We start from the raw sequence: 24603 nt of genomic DNA on the forward strand, positions 1-24603 counted from the left end.
TCGGAGATGTGGACGGTGGTGCCGGTGAGGATGGCGTTGTCGCCCTCGAGCTGGAGGGGCTTGAGGGAGCCGCCGTGCAGCTCGAACAGGAACGCGTTGGCCGCGGCGACCTTGCCGTTGACGAGGACGTCGCCGTAGAGCTTGGACGAGCCCGGGTTCACGACGAAGTTCTCCAGCGTGACGGTGGTGTCGCCGGCCTTCAGGGTCAGACCCGAGTCGTCGTGGTTCAGCAGGCCCTGCACGTAGGGGCGGTAGTTGCCGTCGGGGGACCAGTAGGTGACCGACCCGGCGGTGATCGGGAACGACACCGACCCGTCGGCGAGGGTCGCATCGCCGGAGACGCCGGGGGTGAGCTTCAGGGCGGTGAGGGCGTCGGTGAAGCCGGAGTCGAGCTTCACGGCGGTGGAGCCACCGAGGACCTCGGGGACCGAGGCGACGGGTGCGGGGATCTTCGACTCGGACGAGGAGGACACCGTGTGCACGTTCGGGGTCGCGGCCTGGGCGGAGGAGATCCCGAACGCGGCACCGCCGAGGACGAGGGCGCCGGTCGTGGCGAGGGTGATGGAGGTCTTGAGGCTCTTACGCATCGTGATCAGTCCTTTGCTCTGGAGGCGCTCCGGCCGGTGGCCGAATGTGCACGTGGTGTGCACGCTTGCTGTGTACAAGCTGCAGCCCGGCCAACTGTGACCGGAGAGCGCCCTGGGCTTTTGCCCTGTGCAAGTGATTCGGCACCCCCGCCCGAACGGTTTGGGACGAGTTTCCTGAGGTCCCGCAACCCGGTGTTTCGTACCGTGTACCCATGGCTCCAGCACACATCTCCACCACCGACCGGCTCCGGGCGGTCGACGCCTGGTGGCGCGCCGCCAACTACCTGACGGTCGGGCAGATCTACCTGCTGGACAACCCGTTGCTCACCAGGCCGATCGAACCGGACGACGTCAAGCCGCGGCTGCTCGGCCACTGGGGCACCTCTCCCGCACTGAACCTCGTGTACGCACACTGCAACGCGCTGATCACGGAGACCGGGCGCGAGTTCCTGTACATCTGCGGCCCGGGGCACGGCGGCCCGGCGATGAACGCGAACGCCTGGCTGGACGGCACGTGGAACGAGCTGTACCAGGACGTCGACCTGCAGCGGTTCTTCCGCCAGTTCTCGTTCCCCGGCGGCATCCCCTCGCACGCCGCCCCGGAGACCCCCGGCTCCATCAACGAGGGCGGTGAGCTCGGCTACTCGCTGTCGCACGCCTACGGTGCGGCGCTCGACAACCCGGACCTCGTCGTCGCGTGCGTGGTCGGTGACGGTGAGGCCGAGACCGGTCCGCTCGCCGGGTCGTGGCAGGCGCACACGTTCCTCGACCCGGTGTCCGACGGTGCCGTGCTGCCGATCCTCAACCTCAACGGCTGGAAGATCGCGAACCCGACCGTCCTGGCCCGCATCCCCGACGAGGACCTCACCGCGTACTTCCGTGGGCTCGGCTACGACCCGATCGTGGTCGACTCCCGCCGCGTCGACGACGACCCGTACGCGGTGCACGCCCTGTTCGACGGGGCCCTGCGACGCGCCCTCGCCGGCATCGACGACATCCAGGCCGCTGCCCGCGCCCAGGCCGCCCGTGCCGCCGCGGGGCAGCCCGCCGGTGCCGCCGACCTGCGTCCGCGCTGGCCGATGATCATCCTGCGCACCCCGAAGGGCTGGACCGGCCCGAAGGAGGTCGACGGCGAGCAGGTCGAGGGGACCTTCCGCGCGCACCAGGTGCCGCTGCCCGCGGTGCGCGAGGACGACGGCCACCGCGCCCAGCTCGAGGAGTGGATGCGCTCGTACCGCCCCGAGGAGCTCTTCGACGAGGACGGCCACCCGGTCGGCATCATGACCACGATCCGTCCGACCGGCGACGTACGGATGAGCGCCACCCCGCACGGCAACGGCGGTCGGCTACGGACCGCGCTCGATCGGCCGCCGCTCGAGCCGTACGCGGTCGAGGTCGGTTCCACGGCGTCCGCCACGGGTACGCTCGGCCCCTGGCTCGCCGCACTCATCGAGAAGAACGCCTCGACCTTCCGGCTGTTCGGCCCGGACGAGACGATCTCGAACAAGCTCGATGCCGTGTTCGACGTGACCTCGCGCGTCTGGCGGGCCCAGCGCGCCGCCGGCGACGAGCACCTGGCCGCACGCGGGCGGGTCACCGAGGTCCTGTCCGAGCACCTGCTCGAGGGGATGCTCGAGGGCTACGTGCTGTCCGGTCGGCACGGGATGCTCAACACCTACGAGGCGTTCGCCCACATCATCGACTCGATGGTCGGGCAGTACGCCAAGTGGCTGGAGTCCTCGACCGACATCGACTGGCGGGTGCCGGTGTCCAACCTGTCGCTCCTGCTCTCGTCGCACGTCTGGCGACAGGACCACAACGGGTTCTCCCACCAGGACCCCGGGTTCCTCGACGTCGTCGCGTCGAAGCAGCAGGACCTCGTCCGGATCAAGCTGCCGGCCGACGCCAACACGCTGCTCGCCGTCGCCGCGCACGCGATGGAGACCACGGACCGCATCGAGGTGATCGTCGCGGGCAAGCACCCGGAGCCGGTCTTCCTGTCCCTCGACGACGCGGTCGCGCACGCGCAGGCCGGACTCGGCGTGTGGGACTTCGCCGGCACCGAGCAGGCCGTCGGGAAGGTCGACGTCGTGCTCGCCTGCGCCGGTGACGTCCCCACGGTCGAGGCGATCGCCGCCACCGACATCATCCGGAAGCACGCTCCCGGCGTCGGGGTCCGCGTGCTCAACGTCGTCGACCTGCTGGCGCTCGGTGACCCGCGCAAGCACGAGCACCCGATCCCGGACGAGCAGTACGACGCGCTCTTCCTGCCCGGCACGCCCACGGTCTTCGCGTTCCACGGGTACCCGACCCTCGTGCACCAGCTGACGTACCGCCGGAACGGTCACGACGACCTGCACGTGCACGGGTTCCTCGAGCAGGGCACGACGACCTCGCCGTTCGACATGCTCATGCGCAACGAGATGGACCGCTTCGCCCTGGCCCACGACGCCCTGGCGCGGGTGGACGCCGAGGCGCACGCCGACCTGCTCACGAAGCTGTCCGGAGCGCGGGACGCTGCGCGGACGTTCGCGTACACGAAGGGCGAGGACCACCCGTCGCTCGCGGGCTGGGAGTTCGCGGGCTGGCCCCAGGACGAGCCGGCCAGCGGCGGGACCGGCGGTGACCCCGGTGCGGGCGAGACCGAGGCGGCCGCACCCGGCAACTGACGCACTCCTCCACAGGCCGGGAGGCCCGGAGCACCCTCCACAGGACCGGTCACGCCCGCCGCGTGGCCGGTTCCGTGCTGTCAGGGTTCCGGCATGGACATCGGCTGGATCAGTGCGCTCGTGTCGGTCACGAGCGCGTCCGTCGCGCTGGGTGCGCTCGTCGCCTCGGTGCTCGACGGGCGCGCCGGACGGCGAAATGCAGAGTTCTCGGTGCACCGCGACCTGTGGTGGCAGCGTTGGTCATGGGTCGCCGATCGTGCGACCTCGGACGACGAAGGAAAGCGCGCGGCTGCGGATGTGATGTCGGCTGCGCTGGTGACCCGCAGTTGGACGACCGACGACGACACCTGGACCTCTCAGGCGCTCGCTGAGTACGAGGCGACACGACCGGGAGCCCACGAACAGCAGGAAGGAGAACGTCGATGATCTCGACGCTGACCGACGAGGCCTTCAAGCGGCTGCTCGACAACCGCGAGATGACGACACCACGGCTCCTCGCCAGCCCCCACTACGGTCCACTCATGCGTGCGAAGGGCGCCGAAGCGGAACTCGCGCAGATGCGCATCGAATGGCGCGAACGCCAGGAGCGCGCCCGGGCGCGGAAGCTCAAGGACGAGGCGTCCTTCGGTGAGAGCTGAACCGACGCTCTGCGGGCCTGCCACGCTGGGACCGTGACCGAACTCGTCATCCCGGCCCCGAGCCTCCCGACCGTGCCCACGACGACGGGCGCGCGTTTCCCCGTCCGCCGTGTGTTCTGCGTCGGCCGGAACTACGCCGCGCACGCCCGCGAGATGGGCCACGACCCGGACCGCGAGCCGCCGTTCTTCTTTACCAAGCCTGCGGACGCGGTCGTGGTCGACGGCGGCGACACCCCGTACCCGCCGCTGACGCAGCAACTGGAGCACGAGGTCGAGCTCGTCGTCGCCATCGGCACCGGCGGCACGGACATCGCCGTCACGGATGCGCTCGCACACGTGTGGGGCTACGCCGTCGGGATCGACCTCACCCGCCGAGACCTGCAGGCCGAGGCGAAGCGACTCGGACGCCCGTGGGACACGGCCAAGGGCTTCGACGCCTCGGCACCGATCGGGGCGCTCACCCCGGCCGCCGAGGTCGACCCGACCAGCGGCGCGATCGAGCTGACGGTGGACGGGGAGCTCCGGCAGTCGGGCGACCTGGCCGACCAGATCTGGTCGGTCGCCGAGACGATCGCGGCCCTGTCACGGTCCGTGGCGCTCGCGCCCGGCGACCTCGTGATGACCGGCACTCCGGACGGTGTCGGCGTGCTCGACCGGGGCGCCGTGCTCGTCGGTACGATCGACGGCGTCGGCGAGGTCCGGACCCGGATCGTCTGAAGCACGTGTCGGCGATGTGTCGACGGGCTGGGAGCGTTCGCAGGCAGCTCGGGTAGATCTTGGGAATCGTCGCGGGTGGGGCCCGCGGCGGACACGGGGCGGCGCATCGCGACGGGGCGACGCGGACACCTCGGGACTGCCGGAGGTACCACCGTGCTGGAACACGACCTGCTCGCCACGTCCTGGACGTGGGCGGGCGACGAGAGCGTCCGCGACCGGGTGCACGCCGTCGGCGCCGCCGGTTTCGCCGGCCTGTCGCTGTCCCTCGACGACCTGCACGAGGTCCGCGCGACGACGGGCTTCGCCGAACTGCGGCGCATGCTCGACGCCGCCGGCATCGTCTGGGTCCAGCTCGGACCGCTGGACCGTTGGTGGACGTGCACGAGCCGCACCCAGGATGAGGACGCCGACCGCGGTGTCGTGCTCGAGGCCGCGGCGACGCTGAGCGCCTGGCAGGTGGTGGCGCGCGCCGACACCTCGCTGCCCGGAGCCTCCCCCGCGACGATGGCCGACGACTGGGTCGTGCTCGCCGACCAGGCCGAGGCGGTCGGAGCGCAGCTCGTGCTCGAACCGGAACCGTGGTCGAACCTGCCCACGATCGAACGGGCCTCCCGTTTCGTCGCCGCTGCCGGCCACCCGAACGGCGGCCTGCTCATCGACGCCATGCACGCACTCCGCGGCGGTTCCACCCTCGCGTCGATCCGGCAGGGCGTCGCACCGGGGGTCCTCGCAGCCGTCGAGCTGAGCGACGGACTGCTGCACACCCCGAGCGGGATGACCCTCGCCGAGGAGTCCAGGACGGCACGGTACCTGCCCGGTGCCGGAGCGTGGGACCTGCCCGGCTTCGTCCGGACCGTGCGCGAACTCGGGTTCGCCGAGCCGTGGGGCGTCGAGGTCCGGACCCCGGCGCACCGGGCGATGCCCGTCCGCGATGCGCTCCGGACAGCTGTCGCCGCCACCCGTGCGGTGCTCGACGCCGCTGATGCGTTCGGCGCCCCGGCCGCTCCGGCGATGCCCTCGACACCCGCACCGACCTCCGCGGTGGACTTCGAGCCCCCGCACACCGGCCGCTCTGACCCGACGCACGGTGCCCGTCGCCGGGACGCCGACACAGGGACGCCCGCGTAGGTTGCTGGGCATGACCGATCAGGCAGCACACGACGACGACCTGCTCCGCCGTTCCCAGGAGTCCATCGACGAGGCCAAGGCCGCCGCGGCCGAGGTGGTCGAACCGGAAGAGGACGAGCTCATCGAAGAGGACGCACCCGTGGCCGACCACGCGGTGCCCACCGACGGCCCTGCGCCCGCGGCCTGACCCGGCCCTGATCCGACAGGATCCCGCGCACGGACGAGATCGCCGGGCGACCATCGAGGTCGCCCGGCGATTTTTCTCTACGCCCGCGTGACGAAACGCTCACTCGGCACGTCTCACCAGTGGACCCACCGAGTGTCGCTTCGGCGAGCCCGGTGCGGGGCTTCGTGGTCGGTCTCCCTGAACCGGCTGGTCACGTGCCTCGGCGACGGTCCGTGCGCTCCCTGATCCAGCGTGCGGGCCGTCGGGTCTGTCGGGCCCGTCGAGCGGTCAGGCGTTCAGGGCTCCCCCGTCAGTCGTCGTCTTCGTCAGCCGTCGTCCTCGTCAGTCGTCGTCCTCGTCGGCGAGGAAGTCCGCGTACCGGACCTCGGTCTCCGTGGTGCCGGTGCCCGGTTCGACGGTGCGCTGCGACAGGTCGTCCCCCGTGATCGCGACGCGTTCTGCAGCCGTGTAGGGCGGCAGGTACTTGCTCGAGTTCATCCTCGGAGCCCCCTTCGTCCCCGCGAACGTAACAGCCGATGGCCGATTGTGGCCAGCGGTGCCGATACTGTCCCCCGCGGAGGCTCCGGACGGGGGACGGATGTTCGCCAGCGGCGGACCCCATGCGCACGCATGTGGCCCCGAAGGCGGGGCTCGGGTCAGGTCTCCCGCACGACGTCGTCCGGGTCCTTGTCCAGCCGCCACCCTCGCCAGGACGGTTGTCGGAGCCGTCCGTCGCCGGTCCACTCGGCGAACTCGACCTCGCCGACGCGCTTCGGCGTGACCCAGTGCGCATCACGCGCGTCGGGTCGTGGGACATCGACGAACGGCGGGGTCCTGCGCTCCAGCGGTGCGAGGACACCGGCGATCTCGTCGAGGTCGCGGTCACGGAACCCGGTGCCGACCTTGCCGACGTACTCCAGGCCGTCGGGGCCGGGCACCCCGAGCAACAGCGACCCGATCCCGCCGGCACGTCGCCCGCTGCCCGGTTTCCAACCGCCGACGACGACTTCCTGCGTGGCGTGGTGCTTGCGCTTCAGCCAGGCCTCGGACCGCCGTCCCTCGGCGTACTTCGACGACCGCTTCTTCGCGACGACGCCTTCGAGGCCCTGCTCGCGCGATGCAGCCAGCACCGCGTCGAGGTCGCCCTGCACCGCCGGCGGCACGTCGATCGCACCGCCGGGTTCCACGACCGTCTCGAGTGCCTGCCGCCGGGCGTCGTAGCCGAGCCGCGTGAGCTCGTGCCCGTCCGCCTCGAGCACGTCGAACAGCAGGAACCGCACGGGCGTCGTCTCCTGCGCGCTCCGGACCTCGCGCGCCCTCGTCAGGCCCATGCGGTTCTGGAGCAGCTGGAACGAGGGGCGGCCACGATCGTCGACGGCCACGATCTCACCGTCGAACACGCCGTCCACGCCGGCCCGCTCGCCCAGTTCCTGCAGCTCGGGGTACTGGGCCGTCAGGTCGTTGTCGTTGCGGCTGCGCAGGGTCACCGACCCGTCGCGGACCGTCGCCAGGGCGCGTACCCCGTCCCACTTCATCTCGAACGCCCAGGCCGCCGGGTCCAGCCGGGGCTCGCCCTTGGCCAGGGTCGCCTGCATCGTCCGGCGCTCGGACGGCGGGGTCTCGGCGTCCGCGGCCCCGCTGATCCGTCGCTGCCCGGCGCGGTGTGCACCGTCGTGCCCGTCCGACGGCCGGTCCGACCGTCGTGCCACCGCCGGCCCGGCAGAGCCGCCGCCGTCAGCCAGCCGTTCGGGTTGCTCCTTCGTGCGGTGGATCAGCCAGTTCTTCTCGTCCCCGCCGCCACGGCCGCGGGTGTGCAACAGCGCGAGGCGGCGAGCGCCACCGGCCCGACCGTGCAGCGTGACGATGACCTCCTGCCCCTCGCGCCACTTCTCGAGCTCGTAGGTGCCGTCGTCCCAGATCGTGACCGTGCCGCCGCCGTACTCGTCCTTCGGGATCGTGCCCTCGAACGCCCCGTACTCGAGCGGGTGGTCCTCGGTCTGCACGGCCAGGTGGTTCTTGCCCGGGTCGGTGGGCTCACCCTTCGGCAGGGCCCAGCTCACCAGCACCCCGTCGTGCTCGAGCCGGAAGTCGTAGTGGTCGCGGGTGGCGTGGTGCTCCTGGATGACGAAGGTCGGTGTGCCGTCCTTCCGTACGGTGGGTGCACCCTCGGGCACGGGCTCCGGCGTCTTCGAGGCGTCCCGCTTCGCCCGGTAGGCGGCGAGCCGGTCACGTGCGGGCTGCTCGGCGTCGTTCGCGCGCTCGGTCCGGTCGCTGTCCCAGTGACCGTGGTCGTCGCGCCCGACGGCCAGCGAGGCGGAGGCGACCGGGTGCAGGAAGTCCCCACGGGCCTCCAGGCGTTCGAGGACCTCGTCCAACGTGAGCTGCGCGAGCCCGCGTTCCTCGAGCTCCTTCCAGGTGCGGGGTGCCGCGACCGTCGGCCGCTCGCGGCCGCGCAGCGAGTACGGGGCGATGGTCGTCTTGTTGCCGTTGTTCTGCGACCAGTCGACGAAGACCTTGCCCTTCCGCTCCGCACGGCTCATCGACGACAGCACCAGGTCCGGCAGGTCCGTCTCGAGGGCCTTGGCCAGCTCGTGGGCGACGTCGGAGACCTGCGCCGTCGTCGCCTTGCCGTCGAGGGCCGCGTACAGGTGGATGCCCTTGGAGCCGGACGTCACCGGGTACGGGTCGAGTCCCATGCCGTGCAGGATCTCGCGCGCGGCCACGGCGACCTCGACGCACTCGGGCAGCCCCACCCCCTCGCCCGGGTCGAGGTCGAGGACGAGCCGGTCCGGGTTCTGCTGCGCGCCGCGGGGGCCGAACCGCCACTGCGGGACGTGCAGTTCGAGCGCGGCCTGCTGCGCCATCCACACCAGGGTCGGCAGGTCGTCGACGATCGGGTACTCGTTGTCGTGTTCCGAGTGGTGGATGGTGTGGTGCCGCACCCAGTCGGGGGCCGAGTCGGGCAGGTTCTTCTCGAAGAAGACCTTGCCCTCGACACCGTTGGCCCAGCGCTTGCGGGTCACGGGGCGGTCCTTGACGTGCGGGATCATCCACGGCGCGACCCGCTCGTAGTACTCGATCACCCGGCCCTTCGTGGTGCCGGTCTCGGGGTAGAGCACCTTGTCGGTGTTCGTGAGCGCGAGCCGCCGGTCGCCGACGAGGACGACGGTCTTGCGCGAGGCGGGACTCACAGCGCCACCCCGGTCGCTCCCGCCACCGTCAGGGTCGTGCCGGACGTGTACGACGACTCGGGCCCGGCCAGGTAGACGTAGGCGCTGCCGAGCTCGACGGGTTGGGCGGGACGGCCGAACGGGGTGTCCTGGCCGTACGCCGCGATCTCGTCGCCCGGGTAGCTGATCGGCTGCAGGGGCGTCCACACCGGCCCGGGCACCACCGTGTTGGCCCGGATGCCCTTGCTCGCGAGCTGCCGCGCGAGCCCGTTCGTGTAGGTGATGATCGCGGCCTTCGTCGCCGCGTAGTCGATCATGCGGTCCTGCGGCTGGTACGCGGACACCGAGCTGGTCGTGACGATCGAGCTCCCCGGCGCCATGTGCGGGACGGCGGCGCGGACCAGCCAGAACAGCGAGTACAGGTTGACCTTCATCGTGCGGTCGAAGTCCTCGGTGCTCTGCACGGTGATGTCCTCGTGCACCTGCTGGTGGCCAGCGACCAGCACGAGTGCGTCGAGGCCGCCGAGCTCGCTGACGGCGTCCTGCACCAGGACGTCGCAGAAGGCCTCGTCGGTCAGGTCGCCGGGCAGCAGCACCGCCTTGCGCCCGAGGTCACCGATGACGTCGCGGACCTGTTCGAGGTCCTCGCGTTCCTCGGGCAGGGCGTTCAGGGCGACGTCGGCCCCTTCCTTCGCCATCGCGATCGCCGCAGCGCGCCCGATGCCGGAGTCCGCGCCCGTGACGAGCACCCGGTACCCGCGCATCCGCCCGGTGCCCAGGTAGCTCGTCTCGCCGTGGTCGGGGGCGGGGTCCATCGCACTCGCCAGCCCGGACCCCTGCTGGGTCTGCGCGGGGAACGGCGGACGGGGGAACTGGTCGCGCGGGTCCTGCTTGTCGAGCTGGCTCATGGGCCCATCGTGCTCGCGCCGGCCTCGCGGCGGTCCAGCGAACCGGACATCCGTGGAACGATCCCCCGGACGGCGGACCTGTGGAGGAACCGACGGCTCCGGGCACGCACGCGTGCGGGCGGGCATCATGTGCGCATGAGGTCGATCTGGAAGGGCTCCATCGCGTTCGGGCTCGTCAACGTGCCCATCAAGGTCTACGCGGCCACCGAGACGCACGACGTGTCCCTGCACCAGGTCCACGACGAGGACAAGGGCCGCATCCGGTACAAGCGGGTGTGCGAGTTCGGCCACGAGGTCGAGTACGCCGACATCCAGCGCGCCTACGACGACGGCGACAAGACCGTGGTGCTCACGGCGGACGACTTCAAGCAGCTCCCCGAGGAGCAGTCGCACGAGGTCGAGGTGCTCGAGTTCGTGCCCGTCGAGCAGGTCGACCCGATGATGTTCGAGAAGACCTACTACCTCGAGCCCGACTCGCGCTCGCCGAAGGCGTACGTGCTGCTGCGCGAGACCCTGGCGAAGACCGACCGCCTGGCGATCGTGCAGTTCACCCTGCGGCAGAAGACCCGGCTCGGGGTGCTCCGGGTGCACGACGAGGTCATCCTGCTGCAGGGGCTGCTCTGGGGCGACGAGGTCCGCGCTGCCGACTTCAAGACCCTCGACACGACGGTGAAGGTCAGCGCCAACGAGCTGAAGATGTCGTCCTCGCTCGTCGAGAGCATGTCCACCGACTTCGACCCCGACCGCTACACCGACTCCTACCAGGAGGAACTGCAGCAGCTGATCGACGCCAAGCTCGAGGCGGGCGACGACATCGACACCGAGAAGACCTTCGGCGCCCAGGACGACGAGGACGACGACGACGAGGGCGGTGACGTGCTCGACCTGATGGCCGCCCTGCGTGCGTCCGTCGACAAGAAGCGGACAGGAGGCTCGGGGTCGCGTTCGTCGTCGACCGCACGCTCGTCGTCGGGTTCCGCCTCGGGCACGTCCGGCTCGGGCACGTCCGGCTCCGGCAGGAAGGCGCCGGCGAAGAAGGCGCCCGCCAAGAAGGCCGCGGAGAGCACGGCCGAGAAGGCCCCCGCGAAGTCGGCGCCGAAGAAGGCCCCGGTCAAGAAGGCTCCGGCGAAGAAGCCCGCCGCCAAGAAGCAGGCGAGCTGACCGCTGGCGGGGGTCAGGCCGCGGTCGAGCCGCCGCCCGCCAGCCGCTCGAGCGTGGCGAACACCCCGGCGTGCTCCTGGCGCAGCGCGGTCCACCCGGCGCCGGTGTCGATCCGCTCCGGGTGCTCGACGGGCACCGCGTACCCGTGCTGTGCCCGCGGGACCGGATCGCCCGGCAGCCGGAGCTCCTGGGTGAAGGCGCCGCTCGCAGCCTCGAAGGTCAGGGTGTGCGACGCGACGTTCCGGCCCCAGTCCGCGGACGGCCACGACATGAACGCGACGTGCCGCATCCCCTCGGCGGGATCGGTCGCCGAGACGTAGCAGCCGTGGTGGTCCTCACCCGGGGACAGGATCGTGTACGTGCCGTTGTCCCGGTAGACGAGCAGGGCCTCGGCGAAGGGCTTCGGGGCGTACATCGCGGTGTAGCGCAGGGCGTGGACGAACCGCGGCCGCCCCAGCGGGACCGACACCACCGCGCTGCGGACCGGCCCCTCGCTCGGTGGCGCCTCACGCGGGGTCGACGCCACTCCGCCTGCCGGGAGGTGGGCGACGTAGAGCAGTTCGGCGTCCTCCGTGCCGGTGCTGCGACCGTCGTGCACGACGTGTGGCTCCTCGACCAGGGCCTGCCCCGGCCCGACGACCCGTGTCGCCTCTTCGGTGACGTGCGTCAGCGCGCCGCGCACCACCAGTCCGGTCTGACGCGCGTCGTGGCGGTGCCAGCCGGTCGACGCACCCGTCGAGAGCGTCAGCCGCCGGACCTCGTACGTGCCGCCGTCGGGCCCGTCGACGGTGGCGATAAGGGTGGTGGTGGGCTCGGGATCGGTCATCGGGGTCCTCTCGGTGGCGCGTTCGCCAGATGATCGTCTTGCACTCGCCTGGGACGGTGGTCGAAGGACGACGCGGATCCGTTCAGCCGACGACCGCGGCACGTGTCACGAGCCGGAAACACGGGTCCGGGACACTGGTCGGATGACTCCACAAGAGCCTGGGAGCCTGCAGTCGTCATCCGAGACCGCAGGCCCGCCCGTCACCGTCTCCGTCACCCGCCTGGTCGAACCCGACCGCATCCCCGAGGTCACCCGCTGGGTGCAGTCCGGGGTGAACCTGGCGAACCGCTACCCCGGCTTCCTCGGCTCGGGGTGGGTGCGTTCCACCGCGCAGTCCCGCGAGTGGCACATGCTCTACCGGTTCGCCGACCACGACTCCCTGGCCACGTGGGAGAACTCCGACGATCGGCTGCGCTGGCTCGACCTGGGCCGTGACCTGGTGGTGGAGTCCCGCGTCGAGAAGCGCACCGGCATCGAGGGGTGGTTCGACGTCCCGCAGGACGCCCCGGCCTCGAGCGCTCCCCCGCGGTGGAAGCAGTCCGTGAGCATCTGGCTCGGCTTCTTCCCCGTGAACCTCGCGTTCACGTACCTGACGGCCTGGCTCGTCCCCGCGTTCGCGCACGTCGCGATCCTGCCCCGGGTGCTCATCACGACCGTCGTGCTCACGCCGATCATGACGTTCTGGGTGCTGCCGTTCGTGACGAAGCTGATCCGGCCGTGGCTGCTCGCACCGCCGAGGTCCGAGCGGGCCTAGCCGACGACCCCGGGCGGGACTGGCCGACGCCCCCGAGCGGCACGGGCCCGTCGTGGCCGAGGGCGTCCCATCCGACCTGCAGCATGTGCGGCCGGGCCTCGGTCGCAGAGGCCTCGGTCGCAGAGGCCTCGGTCTCGTACGTCAGCGCGAGCATCACGATGGCGCCGAACGCCCCGGAGACCCGTGCCCGCCGGTCGAGCGGGGTGGCCGTGGCGTCGGCCATGTCGATGCCGAACACGTCGAGCAGCGTCGCTGCGACCGGTTCGAGCCGGACGCCGACGTCGTCCCCGCGCCGGAGCGTGAACGCCGCGAGCGCGAGTTCCGCCCACCCGGGCCGGGCGAGAGCGAGGTCGGCGATCCCCACGAGCGCCGCGGCGTCGCGGGTCTCCCCCGCGGGGGCGGCGGCAGCGGCTGCCCGGATCGCCTCGGTCTGCGCGGTGCACTGCGCGAGCGCGGCCTCGACGAGCAGCTCCTTGCTCGCGAACCGGGCGAGGATGCCCGCCTTCGAGTAGCCGGCCTGGTCGGCGACGGCCTGCACGGCGGTGTCCTTGATGCCGCGGCGGGCGATGAGCCCGGCGGTGATGTCCAGGACGCCCCCGTTGATCTCCTCGGCGGAGGGCCGAGCACGGCGCGCAGGCCGACTCACGCGCCGACCGCCGAGGCCCGTGCCGTCCGCAGGCGCCGGGTCCCCGCAACGAGCAGGGCGATCCCGGTCAGGAGCTCCCACGCGACGATCGTGTACACGGACGCACGCTCCCACACGCCGTCGGGGAGCACCTCGATCACCGTCGACGACGAGTCCACGACGAGCATCACGAGGGAGACGAGGCCGACGATCCCGAGCGCGACGCTCGCGATCCGGTAGGCCGCCGGTGCCCGCAGCGCCCGGGACCCGATGCCGGCGGTGATCGCCACGAGGTTGCCGGTCGTGATCGCTGCCGCGGCGCCGAGCACGTGGAACACGATGGTGCCGCCGTCGGTGCTCGTCTGGCTGCCGTGGAACGAGCCGACCAGGACCATCCCGAACAGGTGGACCACGGCGAGCACCGCGGTCGCCACCCGCGCACGGCGGGACGCGGCGCGGAACACCACGACGGCGAGCACCGCTGCGATCCCGAACAGGACGCCCTGCCCGATGAACGTCGTGTTCATGAGCACGTGCAGCGGTGAGTCGATCGACCGCCCCTGGAACGTGCCGACGTCGGGGACGCCGAGGTCGGAGATGTAGTTCGTCGCGTAGTCGTAGCCGGGGAACGCCGACGCCGAGACCGCTTCGCCGACGAGCCAGCCGACCCCCGCCACCGTCCAGAGGGCCCCGGAGACCAGCGCTCCGCGAGTGTCCGTTTTGGTCATCTCCTGACCATATCGGTCACTACTGTGAGTTGCCCAGCACCGACAACTGGTCGAGCCGCTCGAGGATGACGCCCTCGCGCAGCGCCCACGGGCAGATCTCGAGGGCCGGCAGGTCGAAGATGTCCAGGCACGCCTCGGCGACGAGCGCCCCGGGCACCACCTGGTGTGCGCGGCTCGCCGAGACGCCCGGCAGCGCCGCGAGTTCGTCGACCGACATCGTGAGCAGCTCCGGCAGGCGCTGCCGCAGCACGTCGCCGTCGAGGGCTCGGGGCACGAGCGGTCCGGCGGCGGACGGCGCGGCCCCGCAGATCCGGGCGATCGACCGGAACGTCTTCGACGTCGCCACGGCCCGGTCCGGGCGGCCCGAGCGGAGCAGCCGTCCGGCGTCCCGGGCGATCTCGACGCGGATCTCGTGCCGGATGCGGCGGACGTCGTCCTCGGTCGGGGTACCGGCGGCGAAGTAGGAGCGCGCCAGGCGTGCGGCGCCGATCGGCATCGACCACGCGACGTCCGGTGCCTCGTCGGCACCGCCGGCGATCTCGAGCGAGCCACCGCCGATGTCGAAGACCGCCAGGCGACCGGCGGACCATCCGAACCAGCGACGCACGGCCAGGAACGTCAGCCGGGCCTCGTCGGAGCCGGACAGGACGGCCAGCTCGACCCCGGTGGACGACTCGACGTGGGCGAGCACGGCCTCGGAGTTGCCGGCGTCGCGCACCGCCGAGGTGGCGAACGCGAGCATGTCCTCGCAGCCGCGTTCCTCGGCGACGCGGACGGCGTCGGCGACGAAGGTGGTCAGGGCGTCGATCCCCTGCTGCGTCACCGCGCCCGAGTCGTCGAGGTGCTCGGCCAGCCGCAGCGGCTGCTTGAACGAGGACGCCGGCAGCGGCGCGGCGCCGCCGTGGGCGTCCACCACGAGCAGGTGGCCGGTGTTGGACCCGATGTCGAGGACTCCCACGCGCATGCCACAACGCTAGCGGGCCGGCGGGACGGTTCGACCCGGGAGGCGCGGGTCACGCCCGCAGGAACGCCTCCAGCTCGGCGGTGGTCGGGTACGAGGCCTGTGCGCCCGGCTTGGTCGCGGCGTACGCCCCGACCCCCACCGCGAACCGAGCGGCGTCGACGAGGGTGTCCCCCGCGGCCAGACGCAGCGCCACCGCACCCATGAAGGCGTCGCCGCAGCCCGTGGTGTCCACGGGCTCGACCCAGACAGCGTCGATCGACACCGGCTCGGCACCCCCGTCGTGCACGACGCAGCCGGCACCGCCGCGGGTGACGATCGACCGGGCGACGCCGTGGTCACCGAGCGCCGCGGCCTCGTGCTCGTTCACCAGCAGCACGTGGGTCAGTTCGAGGAGCTCGGCCGGCACGGCGCCGAACGGTGACAGGTTCGTGAGCACCGTGACCCCGGCGGCGTGCGCGGCCCGGGCGGCGGCGAGGACGACGTCGATCGAGACCTCGAGGCAGAGCCCCAGCACCGCGGCGCCGGCGAAGACGTCGGCCGGCACGTCGTCCGGCGTCAGCGTGCCGTTCGCTCCGGCTGAGATCACGATGGTGTTCTCGCCTGCGGCGTCGACGGTGATGACGGCGGTGCCGGTCGCGACGCCCTCCCGGATCGCGACGTGCGTCGTGTCGACACCCGCAGCCGCGACGGAGTCGCGGAGCAGCGCACCGTTCCCGTCGTCGCCGACCGCACCGATCATGCGCACCGTGCCCCCGAGCCTCCCGGCAGCCACCGCCTGGTTGGCGGACTTGCCTCCGGGCAGGATCGCGAGGTCGGAGCCCTGCAGGGTCTCACCGGGCTGAGGGAAGCGCGCGGTGCGGACCACCAGGTCCGCGTTGAGCGACCCGACGACGACGATGCTCTCGGTCAACGGACGGTCTCCTTCTGCGGGGCGACGGACGTGGTCTCGGCGCTCTCCGGACGGGGGATGAGGAACGAGATCGCGAGCGCGACGGTCGTGATCGCGGCCCCGAGCAGCATGCCACCGGAGTACCCGGCGGTGCCCGCGGAACCGCCGACGCCGAGCGCGATCTGCAGCGCGGGCAGGACGGCGAAGCTGACCCCGGCGCCGAGGTTGAACGCACCGGCGTTCAGGCCCGGCAGGAACCCGGGGTTCGACTCCGGCGACAGCACGATGCCCAGGCCGTTCAGGATGATGTTCGCGATGCCGGCGTAGGTGATGCCGATCAGCACGGTCGCGGTGACCAGCACGGGCAGCGAGTGCACGCCGACCAACGCCATCAGCACGGTCGAGACGATGCTGCCGATCAGCCCGACGCGCAGGACGGCGCGGTACCCGATGGTCGGGGCGAGGCGCCCGGCGAAGGGTCCGACGATCCACCCGACCAGCGCGTACGGGGTGAGGAACACGAGCGACGCCAGGTCGGGCTCCATCCCGAAGCCGGCGTCACCGTTCTGCGCGAGGCTCGTGACGAGTCCGTTGACCACGGCGAAGACGCCCGTCATCGTCAGGAACGTCGTCGCCAGGAGCGCCCAGGTCGCACGGCGCTTCAGGAACCGGGTCTCGACCAGGGGTTCCCGCACCCGCGACTCGACGGCCCAGAACACGGCGAAGGCGACGAGCGCGACGACGACGCCACCGACCACGAGCACGGGGTTCGCCGCGCCGAGCTTGCCGGCCTCGTTGAACGCCGTGAGCAGCGCACCCACGCTCACCACGAGGGGCACGACGCCGATCCAGTCCATCCGGGTGCCGGCCGAGGGCTTCGACTCGACGCCCCAGACCGCGACCAGGAGCAGGGCGATCACGGTGACGACGGCGATGACCCAGAAGATCCCGCGGAACCCGAAGTTCGTCGCGATCCACCCGCCGGCCAGGGCGTCGACGCCCGCGATGCCGCCGTTCACGGCGGTCAGCAGCCCGAGGGCGGCGCCGTAGCGCTTCGGGTCGCTGATCTCGTTGCGCAGGACGAGCAGGCAGATGGGGACGACCGGACCGGTGACGCCCTGGATGATGCGACCGGCGAACAGCATCGGCACGTTCACCGCGAGCGCGGCGACGATGCTGCCGACGAGCATCACGGCGAGCATGCCGATCAGCACGCGCTTGCGGCCGACGATGTCGGACAGCCGCGGCAGGAACAGCGAGAACAGCGCCGCGAGCGTGAAGTACAGGGTCTGCGACAGGCCGATGGTGGCGTCGTCGGTGTTCAGCTCGCGCGCCATCGTGACGAGGGCGGGGCTGAGCATGCTCGCGTTCAGCTGGAACGCGATGCACGCGGCGAGGAGCGCGGCGGTGAGGGCGCCGATCGACTTCTTCGTCGAGGTGGTGGTCATGGGGGTTCAGCGCTCCGGGGTCGTGGTGATGCCGGCTTCGACGGCGTCGGCGGCGGCACGTGGGGTCCAGCCGGTGTCGGCCGTCTCGCCGATGCGCTCGAGGGCGTCGACGACGAGGTCCCAGAACCGGCCGTGGTCGAGCTCCATCGCGGCGCTCGTGCGGCAGTCCTCGGGTGCGGGGGCGCGGAAGTCGGCGACGGTCATGCCGAGGGTCAGCGCGCCCTGGGTCTCGATGTGGATCGGGACCTTCACGGCGCGGACGATCGTGGGGTCGATGACGTACGCGACGGCGCAGGGGTCGTGGACCGGCGGGGCGTCGAAGCCCTGGGCGTCCTTGTAGGTCTGGCCGAAGAAGTCGAGCAGCTCGCCGACGAACGCGGCGGGGGCGGTGCCGACGCCGGCGATGCGCGCGGCGACCTCGGGGGTGGCCAGGGCCTGGTGCGTCAGGTCGAGGCCGACCATCACGACGTCCCAGCCGGCCTCGAACACGATGGCCGCGGCCTCGGGGTCGATGACGATGTTGAACTCGGCGACCGGGCTCCAGTTGCCGACGTGCACGCCGCCGCCCATGAGCACGACCTGCTTGACGCGCTCGACGATGCGGGGTTCCTTGCGGGCGGCGAGGGCGATGTTCGTCAGGCCGCCGGTCGGCACGAGGGTGACCGTGCCGGGCTCGTGGGCCATCACGGTGTCGATGATCAGGTCGACGGCGTGGCGCTCGTCGAGGTCGAACGACGGCTCGGGGAGCATCGGTCCGTCCAGGCCGCTCTCGCCGTGGATGTCCGGTGCGACCTCGATCTGGCGCAGCAGCGGGCGGGCGGCTCCGGCGGCGAACGGCACCCCGGTGATGCCGGCGATGCGGGCGACCGCCAGGGCGTTGCGGGTGACCTTCGGCAGGGTCTGGTTGCCGACGACGGTGGTCACGGCGAGCAGGTCGATGGCCGGGCTGCCGTGGGCGAGCAGGAGCGCCACGGCGTCGTCGTGGCCGGGGTCGCAGTCGAGGATGATCTTCGCGGCGGGCTGGGTCGCATCGGGCACGCTGGGCGCTCCACTTCTTCGGGGAATCGAGGTGAGTGCTCGACGTGGTGGGGATCCACGGGCCGGCAGAGCGCTGGCGACGTGGCGCGTCAAGCGTTTGACATCGAAACACGTCAAACGCTTGACGTCAAGTTCGACCACCGCGCTCGCTAGCATCGACGAGTGCCCTCCCCCGCCGCCCCGAGCCGTCGTGTGACCGCTGCGATGGTGGCCGAGCGTGCGGGCACGAGCATCGCCACGGTCTCCCTCGTCGTGAACGGCAAGGACCGCGGGCGGGTCTCCGCCCCCATCGCCGCGCGGGTCCGCGACGCCGTGGACGACCTCGGCTACGTCGTCGACCACGCCGCCAGCTCGTTGGCCCGCGGCAGCGGCGACCTCGTCGTGTTCATCGCCCCCGACCTGTCGAACCCGTTCTTCGCCGAGGTCATCCGTGGCGTCCGGGACACCCTGGGCGACCGGTTCCAGCTCGTGCTCTCCGTCACCGAGCGGGGTGCGCAGCCGGTCGCGGCCGACGTCCGGCGCTTCGAACGGCTCCGGCCGGCCGGCATCCTGGTCGATGCCCCGGCCGCCGACGAGCCGATGTCGGCGAGCGTCCCCGTGGTGCTGCTCGACGCCCCCGGTGGGCCCGAGGCGGTCAACTACGACCTCTCCACCGGCGTGCACGACCTCGTCGCCCACCTGCACGACCGTGGACACCGGCACGTGGGCTACCTCGACGGCACTTCGCGGGCGGCGACGTTCGGCGTGCGCCGCGAACTGTTCGAGCAGGCCTGTGCGGAGGCCGGCATCACGGTCTCCGAGGTCACCGCCCGCGCCGACCTGACCGTGGAGGCCGCGGCCTCGGCCACCGAGCACGTCATCGAGGCCTGGCAGGACGACGACGTCACCGCCGTCGTCGCGGCCGCGGACACCCTGGCCTACGGAGTCCTGCGGGTCGCCGGCGCGCTCGGCATCGCCGTCCCCGGCGCACTCGCGGTCGCGGGCTTCGACGACCTGCCGTCGTCGTCGGTCACCGCGCCGGCCCTGACGAGCGTGGCACTGCCCGGCGCCGACCTCGGTCGCGCCGCGGCACTGCGGCTCCTCGCGACGCTCGACGGCACGGCCGCCGAGCCCGCGGCCCTGCCGACGCGGCTCGTGCCGCGCGCGAGCACCGGCGCGTAGCGCGGGGTCACCGCGACCCCACGCGCTCAGCGACAGCTCACGCGCGCTGGAACGCGCGAGGTGTCGCTCAGCACGAAAGTCGGCCGCGGCAAGGAGCGCGACCGGACGACGGACGGGAGGCCCGGTGCCAGCTGGCACCGGGCCTCCCGTCCGTCGTCCGGTCGCGTCTACCGGTCGGTGTCCCGCCCCGGTGCGGAACCCTCCGGAGCCGCCGCGTGCTCCGCACGCGCAGCACGCTGCGCGCGCTCGAGCTCGTCGGCCTCGTCACCGCCGACGGCCTCGCCACGGGCGACCATGCCGGCCGTGTCGGAGAGCGTGATCTGCGGCAGGAACAGGGCGAGCAGGAACGCCACCGCGATGAACGGCAGCAGGTACCAGAACACCGGTGCGAGCGAGTCGGCGTAGGCGTTCACGATGCCGTCCTGCACCGCAGGCGGCAGGCCCGCGACGGTCGACGGGTCGATGCTCCCCGCCGAGGACGCCGCATCGGTCGCCGACCCACCGGCACCGCGGAACACGTCGGTCAGCGACGTCGTGAGCCGCGCGGTGAAGAGCGCACCGAAGACGGCGGTGCCGAGAGAGGCGCCGACCTCACGGAAGTAGTTGTTCGTCGACGTGGCGGTACCGACCTGCTCGGCGGGCACGGCGTTCTGCGCGACGAGGACGACCACCTGCATGATCAAGCCGAGCCCGGCACCGAAGACGAACAGGTACGCGCAGATCAGCCAGATCGGGGTGTCCGCCGCCAGCTGGGTCATCGCGAGCATGGCGATGGCCACCAGGACCGTGCCGACGATCGGGAACATCCGGTAGCGCCCGGTCTTGGTGATCAGGACACCCGAGGCGATCGACGTGCCGATCAGGCCGGCCATCATCGGCAGCATCAGCAGGCCGGAGACCGCCGCCGAGGTACCCGAGGCCATCTGCAGGAACGTCGGGACGAAGCCGATCGCGGCGAACATGCCGATGCCGAGCACGAGGCCGATGCCGGTGGCCAGCAGGAAGGTGCGGTTGCGGAAGAACGACAGCGGGAGCACCGGGTCCTGGGCACGGGACTCGACGAACACCAGGAGCGCTGCCGAGACGACGAGACCGGCGAACCAGGCCCAGGTCTCCGGGGCGTCCCAGCCGTGGTCCTTGCTGCCGCCGAACTCCGAGAAGAACACCAGGCACGTGGTCGCGGCGGACATGAACAGCACGCCGAGGACGTCGATGCGCTTCGTCGCCTTCTTGTTCGGCAGGGTCAGCGCGAACCACGCCACGAAGAACGCCGCGATGCCGACCGGGATGTTGATGTAGAACGCCCAGTTCCAGGTGAGGTGGTCCACGAAGAAGCCACCGAGCAGCGGGCCGCCGATCGCGGACAGGCCGAAGATCGCACCGAGCGGCCCGAGGTACTTGCCGCGCTGCGACGCGGGGACGATGTCGGCGATGATCGCCTGCGACAGGATCATCAGACCGCCGCCACCGAGGCCCTGCATGGCGCGGAACACCACGAGCTGCGTGAAGTCACCGGCGAACGCGCACCCGGCCGAGGCGATGGTGAACAGCGCGATCGCGATGAGGAACAGGTTGCGGCGCCCGAGGACGTCACCGAACTTGCCGTACACGGGCATCACGATGGTGGAGGCGAGCAGGTACCCGGTCGTCAGCCAGGCCTGGTGCGCGACGCCGCCGAGCTCGCCGACGATGGTCGGCATCGCGGTGGAGACGATGGTCTGGTCGAGGCTGGAGAGCAGCATCCCCGCGATCAGGGCGGAGAAGATGATCCAGATGCGACGCTGCGTCAGGAGCAGCGGGCCGTCGGAGCCTGGGCGGGCACGCTTGGTGGTGCCCGGCGCGGTGGCGCTCATGTGGTGTGTTCCCGTTCGGTCGTGGTGACCGCCCTGAGCAGGCGGAGGTTCTCGGTGAGCAGCGCGTCGAACGTCGGTCCGGTGGCCTCGTCGAAGGCGTCGTCGAAGTACGTCTCCGCGGTCACCTTCAGCAGCGCGGCCGCGGCCTCGGTCACCAGGCGCGCCCGACGGTCGCCGGGGTCGTCCCACCCGAACCGACGGCGCACGGCCACGGTGACCCGGGCGAGCTGCACGTCGGTCGCCGACAGGAACCGCGCGACGAGCGCCGGCTCCCGCTCGAAGACCCGACGCATCATGGCCTCGTCGGCACGGACGAACCCGACCCGGCCGAACTGGTCGATCGCCAGCGCCACGATCGAGCCGAGGGGGTCGAGCTCGCCGGGGACGATCCCGCCCGCGGCGTAGGCGTCGATCGCCTCGACGTCGGCGTTGAGCTCGATGCCGAGCACGGCGTCGTCCTTCGACCCGAAGTGGTTGAAGAACGTGCGGCGCGACACTCCGACGGTCTCGCAGAGCTGCTCGATCGTGAAGCCGTGCAGCCCGTGTTCGACCGTCGCCCGACGTGCCTCGACGATCATGCGTCGGCGCAGCGCGCGGGTGCGTTCGGTGGTGCTCACCGAGCAAGAATTGCACTCTCCTGTTGAAAGTGCAATACGTGAACGGGCCGGGCTACAGCGCCTTCTCGAAGCAGAACGACCAGGGCATGGTCGCGACGTAGGGCTCGTAGACCGCGATCTGGTCCCAGCCGGTCTTGCGGTAGAGCGCCACGGCGTCGGGCTGCTTGTCACCGGTCTGCAGGATGAGCCGCGGGGCGCCGAGTTCGCGACCCACGCACTCGCACTCGTCGAGCAGCGCGGTGGCCGCACCCTTGCCGCGCGCCGAGGCGAGCACGATGAGCCGCTTCAGTTCGACCTCGTCACCCAGACGCCGGACCGCGATGTGCCCGACCGGTTCTCCGGACTCGTCGACGGCCAGGATCGACGTGACGACGGTCGACGGGTCGACGCTCAGCGCACGACCCCGCTCGGCGGTGACCGCCGGGTCCTCGCCGGCGTTCGCCGATCCGTAGCGTTCGTGCATCTCGTCGTCCATCCGGGCGCGGAGCACCACGCTGCGGGGGTCGTCCCAGGACACGCGTTCGATCGTGATCACGAACGTCGATCCTGGCACGGGCGACCGACGACGCGGAAACCGAGGCGCCCGTCAGGCGCGACCAACGCCGCCCGTCAGGCGCGACCAACGCCGCCCGTCAGGCGCGACCGGCGCCGCTCGTCAGTCGCGCTGGCCGAGTGCCGCGATCGGGCCCTCGCCGGCGCGGAACGCCGCGAGCACGGCCGCCGCGTCGTCGTACACCTCGGCCGCCCCGGCCCCGCGGAGCTCGTCGCCGCCGATGCCGCCGGTCATCACGCCGACGCACTGCACCCCCACCTTGCCGGCGGACTCGACGTCCCACATGGCGTCCCCGACCATCACGGCGTCGTCGGCGGAGACCCCGGCCTTGCCGAGTGCGACCCGGATGATGCCGGGGTCCGGCTTCGCCTGTTCGACGTCCTCGGAGCTGGTCTCGGCGGTGACCCACTCACCCGCGTCGAGCAGGTCACGCAGGCGGGCGAGTTCGTGCTCGGGCGCACTGGTCGCCAGGACCACGGCGTGCCCCGCTTCGGCGACGGCCTGCAGGAGATCGCGTGCACCCGGCAGCAGCCGGAGCCGCGGCATCTGCTCGGCGTAGTAGGCGGTGTGGAACTGCTTCGCGGTGTCGCGGGTCTCCTGGGACGCGTCAGGCAGCAGCGTCTCGAGCAGCTTCGCCGAGTCCATCCCGATCGCGCGGTGGATCCGCCAGGCGTCGACGGACTCCCCCGCCGCCAGGAACGCCCGCCACCACGCGTCGATGTGCGCGTAGTTCGAGTCGGCGAGGGTGCCGTCGATGTCGAAGAGGACTGCTGTCGTGGGTGCGTCGGCCATCCCACCATGCTGCTCGGGAGGCCCGGATCGCCTCCCAGGGGCGGCCCGCGTCCGTCAGACGGTGATCGTCTCCCCCGCGGGCAGGATCAGGACGGGCACCGGCCCGAGACCGTCCGGCCCGAGGAACCGCGCGGCGGACTGCTGGCCGAGGTCGCTCAGCATCGCCTCGTGGATCTGCACGGCCCGCTCCGGCGCCACGGCTCGCACGTAGTCGACGGCCTGGGCGGTGTTCGTCCACGGACCGCTCGTCGGCAGCAGCAGGGTCGGCACCGGGACACCGGGCTCGAGGTACGCGTCGCCCGGGTGGAACACCGCGTCGTCCACCAGGTAGCCGACGTTCGCGGTGGACGGGATGTCGGGGTGGATGACCGCGTGCTGCTCGCCGAAGACCCGGACGGAGAACGGTCCGACGGTGATCGCGTCGCCGGCGTGCACCGCTTGGACCCGGCCGTGGTGTTCGCCGAGCTGCTCGACGACGGTCTCCGGACCGCGGACGACGAGGTCCGGGTTGGCGGAGAGTCCCGCGCGCAGGGCGTCGATGTCGAAGTGGTCGGGGTGGTCGTGCGTGACGAGGACGCCCGCTGCTCCGCGGACGAGGTCGACGGCCTCGGGCGTGAACACCCCGGGGTCGATGACGAGGGTGACGCCGTCCTGCTCGAGGACGACGGTGGCGTGGTTGTACTTCGTCAACTCCATGCGCACAACTGTACAGCCGTGTTGTACTTCTCGGGCTCCCGGGAAGGTGAGGGGTCGTTCAGTCGGCCCGACGCGCGACCCGCTCGAACAGCTCGGGCAGACGGCGGAGCAGCGCACGCTCCTCGGCGTCGGTCTCCTCGCGGATCGCGTCGGCCAGCCAGTCCGTGCGGGCGTCCGTGTCCCGCTGCAGTGCAGCCCGGCCGGCGTCCGTGATCCGGATGACCGACGCTCGGCGGTCGGTGTCCGACGCCGTCCGGTCGACGTAGCCGAGCTCGGCCAGTTCGCCGACCGTGCGGGACTGCCCCTGGTGCTTCACCCCGCGGCGGCGCGCGAGTTCCGCGATCGTCATCGGACCCTCGCGGTGCAGGAACCCGAGGGTGGTGGTGTGGGTGGCCGGCAGCGCGTCCGCCTCGCGTCGTGCGGCACGCACGACCCGACCGATGGACTGTCGGAGCTCCGCAGCGAGCTCGTCGATCGGGTCCATGCCCGGAACGCTACCGCGTCACGGACAGGAG

Annotated in this window: 26 protein-coding genes; 9 read left to right on the plus strand and 17 right to left on the minus strand. The window is 71.7% G+C overall.

Annotated features, from left to right (window positions below; translation table 11 throughout):
- A partial coding sequence (locus tag ABRP24_RS17305) for a hypothetical protein (protein ID WP_371836766.1) occupies positions 1-587 on the minus strand: 587 nt, incomplete at its 3' end.
- A 212-nt stretch (positions 588-799) separates the two neighbouring features.
- Between ABRP24_RS17305 and ABRP24_RS17310 the strand changes: the two genes are divergently transcribed.
- From ABRP24_RS17310 to ABRP24_RS17335, 6 genes are all read left to right on the plus strand, one after another.
- Positions 800-3256 carry a phosphoketolase family protein gene (locus ABRP24_RS17310; protein ID WP_349847315.1) on the plus strand — a complete coding sequence of 819 codons (2457 nt, stop codon included), beginning with the start codon at positions 800-802 and terminating at the stop codon, positions 3254-3256.
- Between the two features lie 93 nt (positions 3257-3349).
- On the plus strand, positions 3350-3682 hold the full coding sequence (locus tag ABRP24_RS17315; RefSeq protein WP_111057969.1) for a hypothetical protein: 333 nt from the start codon (positions 3350-3352) through the stop codon (positions 3680-3682).
- Positions 3679-3894: a hypothetical protein gene (locus ABRP24_RS17320; RefSeq protein ID WP_027467135.1), complete on the plus strand. Its 216-nt coding sequence runs from the start codon at positions 3679-3681 to the stop codon at positions 3892-3894. Before ABRP24_RS17315 ends, ABRP24_RS17320 begins: the two co-directional genes overlap by 4 nt.
- 33 nt (positions 3895-3927) lie before the next feature.
- On the plus strand, positions 3928-4611 hold the full coding sequence (locus ABRP24_RS17325) for a fumarylacetoacetate hydrolase family protein (RefSeq protein WP_349847318.1): 684 nt from the start codon (positions 3928-3930) through the stop codon (positions 4609-4611).
- A 153-nt stretch (positions 4612-4764) separates the two neighbouring features.
- Positions 4765-5739 carry a sugar phosphate isomerase/epimerase gene (locus ABRP24_RS17330; RefSeq protein ID WP_071245910.1) on the plus strand — a complete coding sequence of 325 codons (975 nt, stop codon included), beginning with the start codon at positions 4765-4767 and terminating at the stop codon, positions 5737-5739.
- A 10-nt stretch (positions 5740-5749) separates the two neighbouring features.
- Positions 5750-5926, plus strand: a complete 177-nt coding sequence (locus ABRP24_RS17335) for a hypothetical protein (protein ID WP_155896953.1) — start codon at positions 5750-5752, stop codon at positions 5924-5926.
- Between the two features lie 321 nt (positions 5927-6247).
- Here the strand turns inward: ABRP24_RS17335 and ABRP24_RS17340 are convergent, their stop codons facing one another.
- The 3 genes from ABRP24_RS17340 to ABRP24_RS17350 all read right to left on the minus strand — a co-directional run bounded on the left by ABRP24_RS17340 (position 6248) and on the right by ABRP24_RS17350 (position 9983).
- Positions 6248-6403 carry a hypothetical protein gene (locus tag ABRP24_RS17340; RefSeq protein WP_185974087.1) on the minus strand — a complete coding sequence of 52 codons (156 nt, stop codon included), beginning with the start codon at positions 6401-6403 and terminating at the stop codon, positions 6248-6250.
- Between the two features lie 158 nt (positions 6404-6561).
- Positions 6562-9096 (minus strand): ATP-dependent DNA ligase, encoded by a 2535-nt coding sequence (locus tag ABRP24_RS17345; protein WP_349847321.1) that lies wholly within the window; start codon positions 9094-9096, stop codon positions 6562-6564.
- Complete coding sequence (locus ABRP24_RS17350; RefSeq protein ID WP_071245906.1) at positions 9093-9983, minus strand: SDR family oxidoreductase; 891 nt, start codon at positions 9981-9983, stop codon at positions 9093-9095. The genes ABRP24_RS17345 and ABRP24_RS17350 overlap by 4 nt, the downstream gene beginning before the upstream one ends.
- 135 nt (positions 9984-10118) lie before the next feature.
- Between ABRP24_RS17350 and ABRP24_RS17355 the strand changes: the two genes are divergently transcribed.
- Complete coding sequence (locus tag ABRP24_RS17355) at positions 10119-11144, plus strand: Ku protein (RefSeq protein WP_173032301.1); 1026 nt, start codon at positions 10119-10121, stop codon at positions 11142-11144.
- Positions 11145-11157: 13 nt separating this feature from the next.
- On the opposite strand, the gene ABRP24_RS17360 is transcribed toward ABRP24_RS17355, so the two are convergent.
- Positions 11158-11970: a cupin domain-containing protein gene (locus ABRP24_RS17360; protein ID WP_349847324.1), complete on the minus strand. Its 813-nt coding sequence runs from the start codon at positions 11968-11970 to the stop codon at positions 11158-11160.
- A gap of 142 nt (positions 11971-12112) precedes the next feature.
- Between ABRP24_RS17360 and ABRP24_RS17365 the strand changes: the two genes are divergently transcribed.
- Positions 12113-12724 carry an antibiotic biosynthesis monooxygenase gene (locus ABRP24_RS17365; protein WP_035809639.1) on the plus strand — a complete coding sequence of 204 codons (612 nt, stop codon included), beginning with the start codon at positions 12113-12115 and terminating at the stop codon, positions 12722-12724.
- On the opposite strand, the gene ABRP24_RS17370 is transcribed toward ABRP24_RS17365, so the two are convergent.
- Genes ABRP24_RS17370 through ABRP24_RS17395 form a run of 6 tightly spaced genes read right to left on the minus strand, consistent with a single transcriptional unit; the run spans position 12642 to position 18416 of the window.
- Positions 12642-13370 carry a helix-turn-helix domain-containing protein gene (locus ABRP24_RS17370; protein ID WP_301580828.1) on the minus strand — a complete coding sequence of 243 codons (729 nt, stop codon included), beginning with the start codon at positions 13368-13370 and terminating at the stop codon, positions 12642-12644. The two genes, ABRP24_RS17365 and ABRP24_RS17370, sit on opposite strands and share 83 nt — an antisense overlap.
- Positions 13367-14077, minus strand: coding sequence for a DUF998 domain-containing protein (locus ABRP24_RS17375; RefSeq protein WP_071245901.1), 711 nt, complete (start codon positions 14075-14077; stop codon positions 13367-13369). Before ABRP24_RS17375 ends, ABRP24_RS17370 begins: the two co-directional genes overlap by 4 nt.
- A 19-nt stretch (positions 14078-14096) precedes the next feature.
- Positions 14097-15041, minus strand: a complete 945-nt coding sequence (locus tag ABRP24_RS17380) for a Ppx/GppA phosphatase family protein (protein WP_173032305.1) — start codon at positions 15039-15041, stop codon at positions 14097-14099.
- A gap of 49 nt (positions 15042-15090) precedes the next feature.
- Positions 15091-15951 carry a ribokinase gene (locus ABRP24_RS17385; RefSeq protein ID WP_349847328.1) on the minus strand — a complete coding sequence of 287 codons (861 nt, stop codon included), beginning with the start codon at positions 15949-15951 and terminating at the stop codon, positions 15091-15093.
- The gene (locus ABRP24_RS17390) at positions 15948-17378 is read right to left on the minus strand and encodes an MFS transporter (RefSeq protein WP_071245895.1); all 1431 of its coding nucleotides are present in this window, start codon (positions 17376-17378) and stop codon (positions 15948-15950) included. Before ABRP24_RS17390 ends, ABRP24_RS17385 begins: the two co-directional genes overlap by 4 nt.
- 6 nt (positions 17379-17384) lie before the next feature.
- Positions 17385-18416 carry a nucleoside hydrolase gene (locus tag ABRP24_RS17395; protein WP_301599723.1) on the minus strand — a complete coding sequence of 344 codons (1032 nt, stop codon included), beginning with the start codon at positions 18414-18416 and terminating at the stop codon, positions 17385-17387.
- Positions 18417-18578: 162 nt separating this feature from the next.
- Here ABRP24_RS17395 and ABRP24_RS17400 point away from each other — a divergent pair, with 162 nt between their 5' ends.
- Positions 18579-19577 carry a LacI family DNA-binding transcriptional regulator gene (locus ABRP24_RS17400; RefSeq protein WP_232536571.1) on the plus strand — a complete coding sequence of 333 codons (999 nt, stop codon included), beginning with the start codon at positions 18579-18581 and terminating at the stop codon, positions 19575-19577.
- A 167-nt stretch (positions 19578-19744) separates the two neighbouring features.
- On the opposite strand, the gene ABRP24_RS17405 is transcribed toward ABRP24_RS17400, so the two are convergent.
- The 6 genes from ABRP24_RS17405 to ABRP24_RS17430 form a co-directional block, all read right to left on the minus strand.
- On the minus strand, positions 19745-21430 hold the full coding sequence (locus tag ABRP24_RS17405) for an MDR family MFS transporter (protein ID WP_027467147.1): 1686 nt from the start codon (positions 21428-21430) through the stop codon (positions 19745-19747).
- Positions 21427-22047: a TetR/AcrR family transcriptional regulator gene (locus ABRP24_RS17410; RefSeq protein WP_051597108.1), complete on the minus strand. Its 621-nt coding sequence runs from the start codon at positions 22045-22047 to the stop codon at positions 21427-21429. The genes ABRP24_RS17405 and ABRP24_RS17410 overlap by 4 nt, the downstream gene beginning before the upstream one ends.
- Before the next feature lie 52 nt (positions 22048-22099).
- On the minus strand, positions 22100-22582 hold the full coding sequence (locus ABRP24_RS17415) for a GNAT family N-acetyltransferase (protein WP_027467148.1): 483 nt from the start codon (positions 22580-22582) through the stop codon (positions 22100-22102).
- A 120-nt stretch (positions 22583-22702) separates the two neighbouring features.
- A complete protein-coding gene (locus tag ABRP24_RS17420; RefSeq protein WP_349847332.1) occupies positions 22703-23392 on the minus strand; it encodes an HAD family hydrolase in 690 nt (229 codons plus the stop codon).
- A 54-nt stretch (positions 23393-23446) separates the two neighbouring features.
- Entirely contained in the window at positions 23447-24088 is a 642-nt protein-coding gene (locus ABRP24_RS17425; RefSeq protein ID WP_027467150.1) for an MBL fold metallo-hydrolase, read from the minus strand.
- A 58-nt stretch (positions 24089-24146) separates the two neighbouring features.
- Positions 24147-24572 carry a MarR family winged helix-turn-helix transcriptional regulator gene (locus tag ABRP24_RS17430; protein ID WP_027467151.1) on the minus strand — a complete coding sequence of 142 codons (426 nt, stop codon included), beginning with the start codon at positions 24570-24572 and terminating at the stop codon, positions 24147-24149.
- Between the last annotated feature and the right edge of the window lie 31 nt (positions 24573-24603).

Origin of the sequence: Curtobacterium sp. WHRI 8282 (assembly GCF_040223925.2) — a bacterium.
GTDB classification, from domain to species: Bacteria; Actinomycetota; Actinomycetes; order Actinomycetales; family Microbacteriaceae; genus Curtobacterium; species Curtobacterium flaccumfaciens.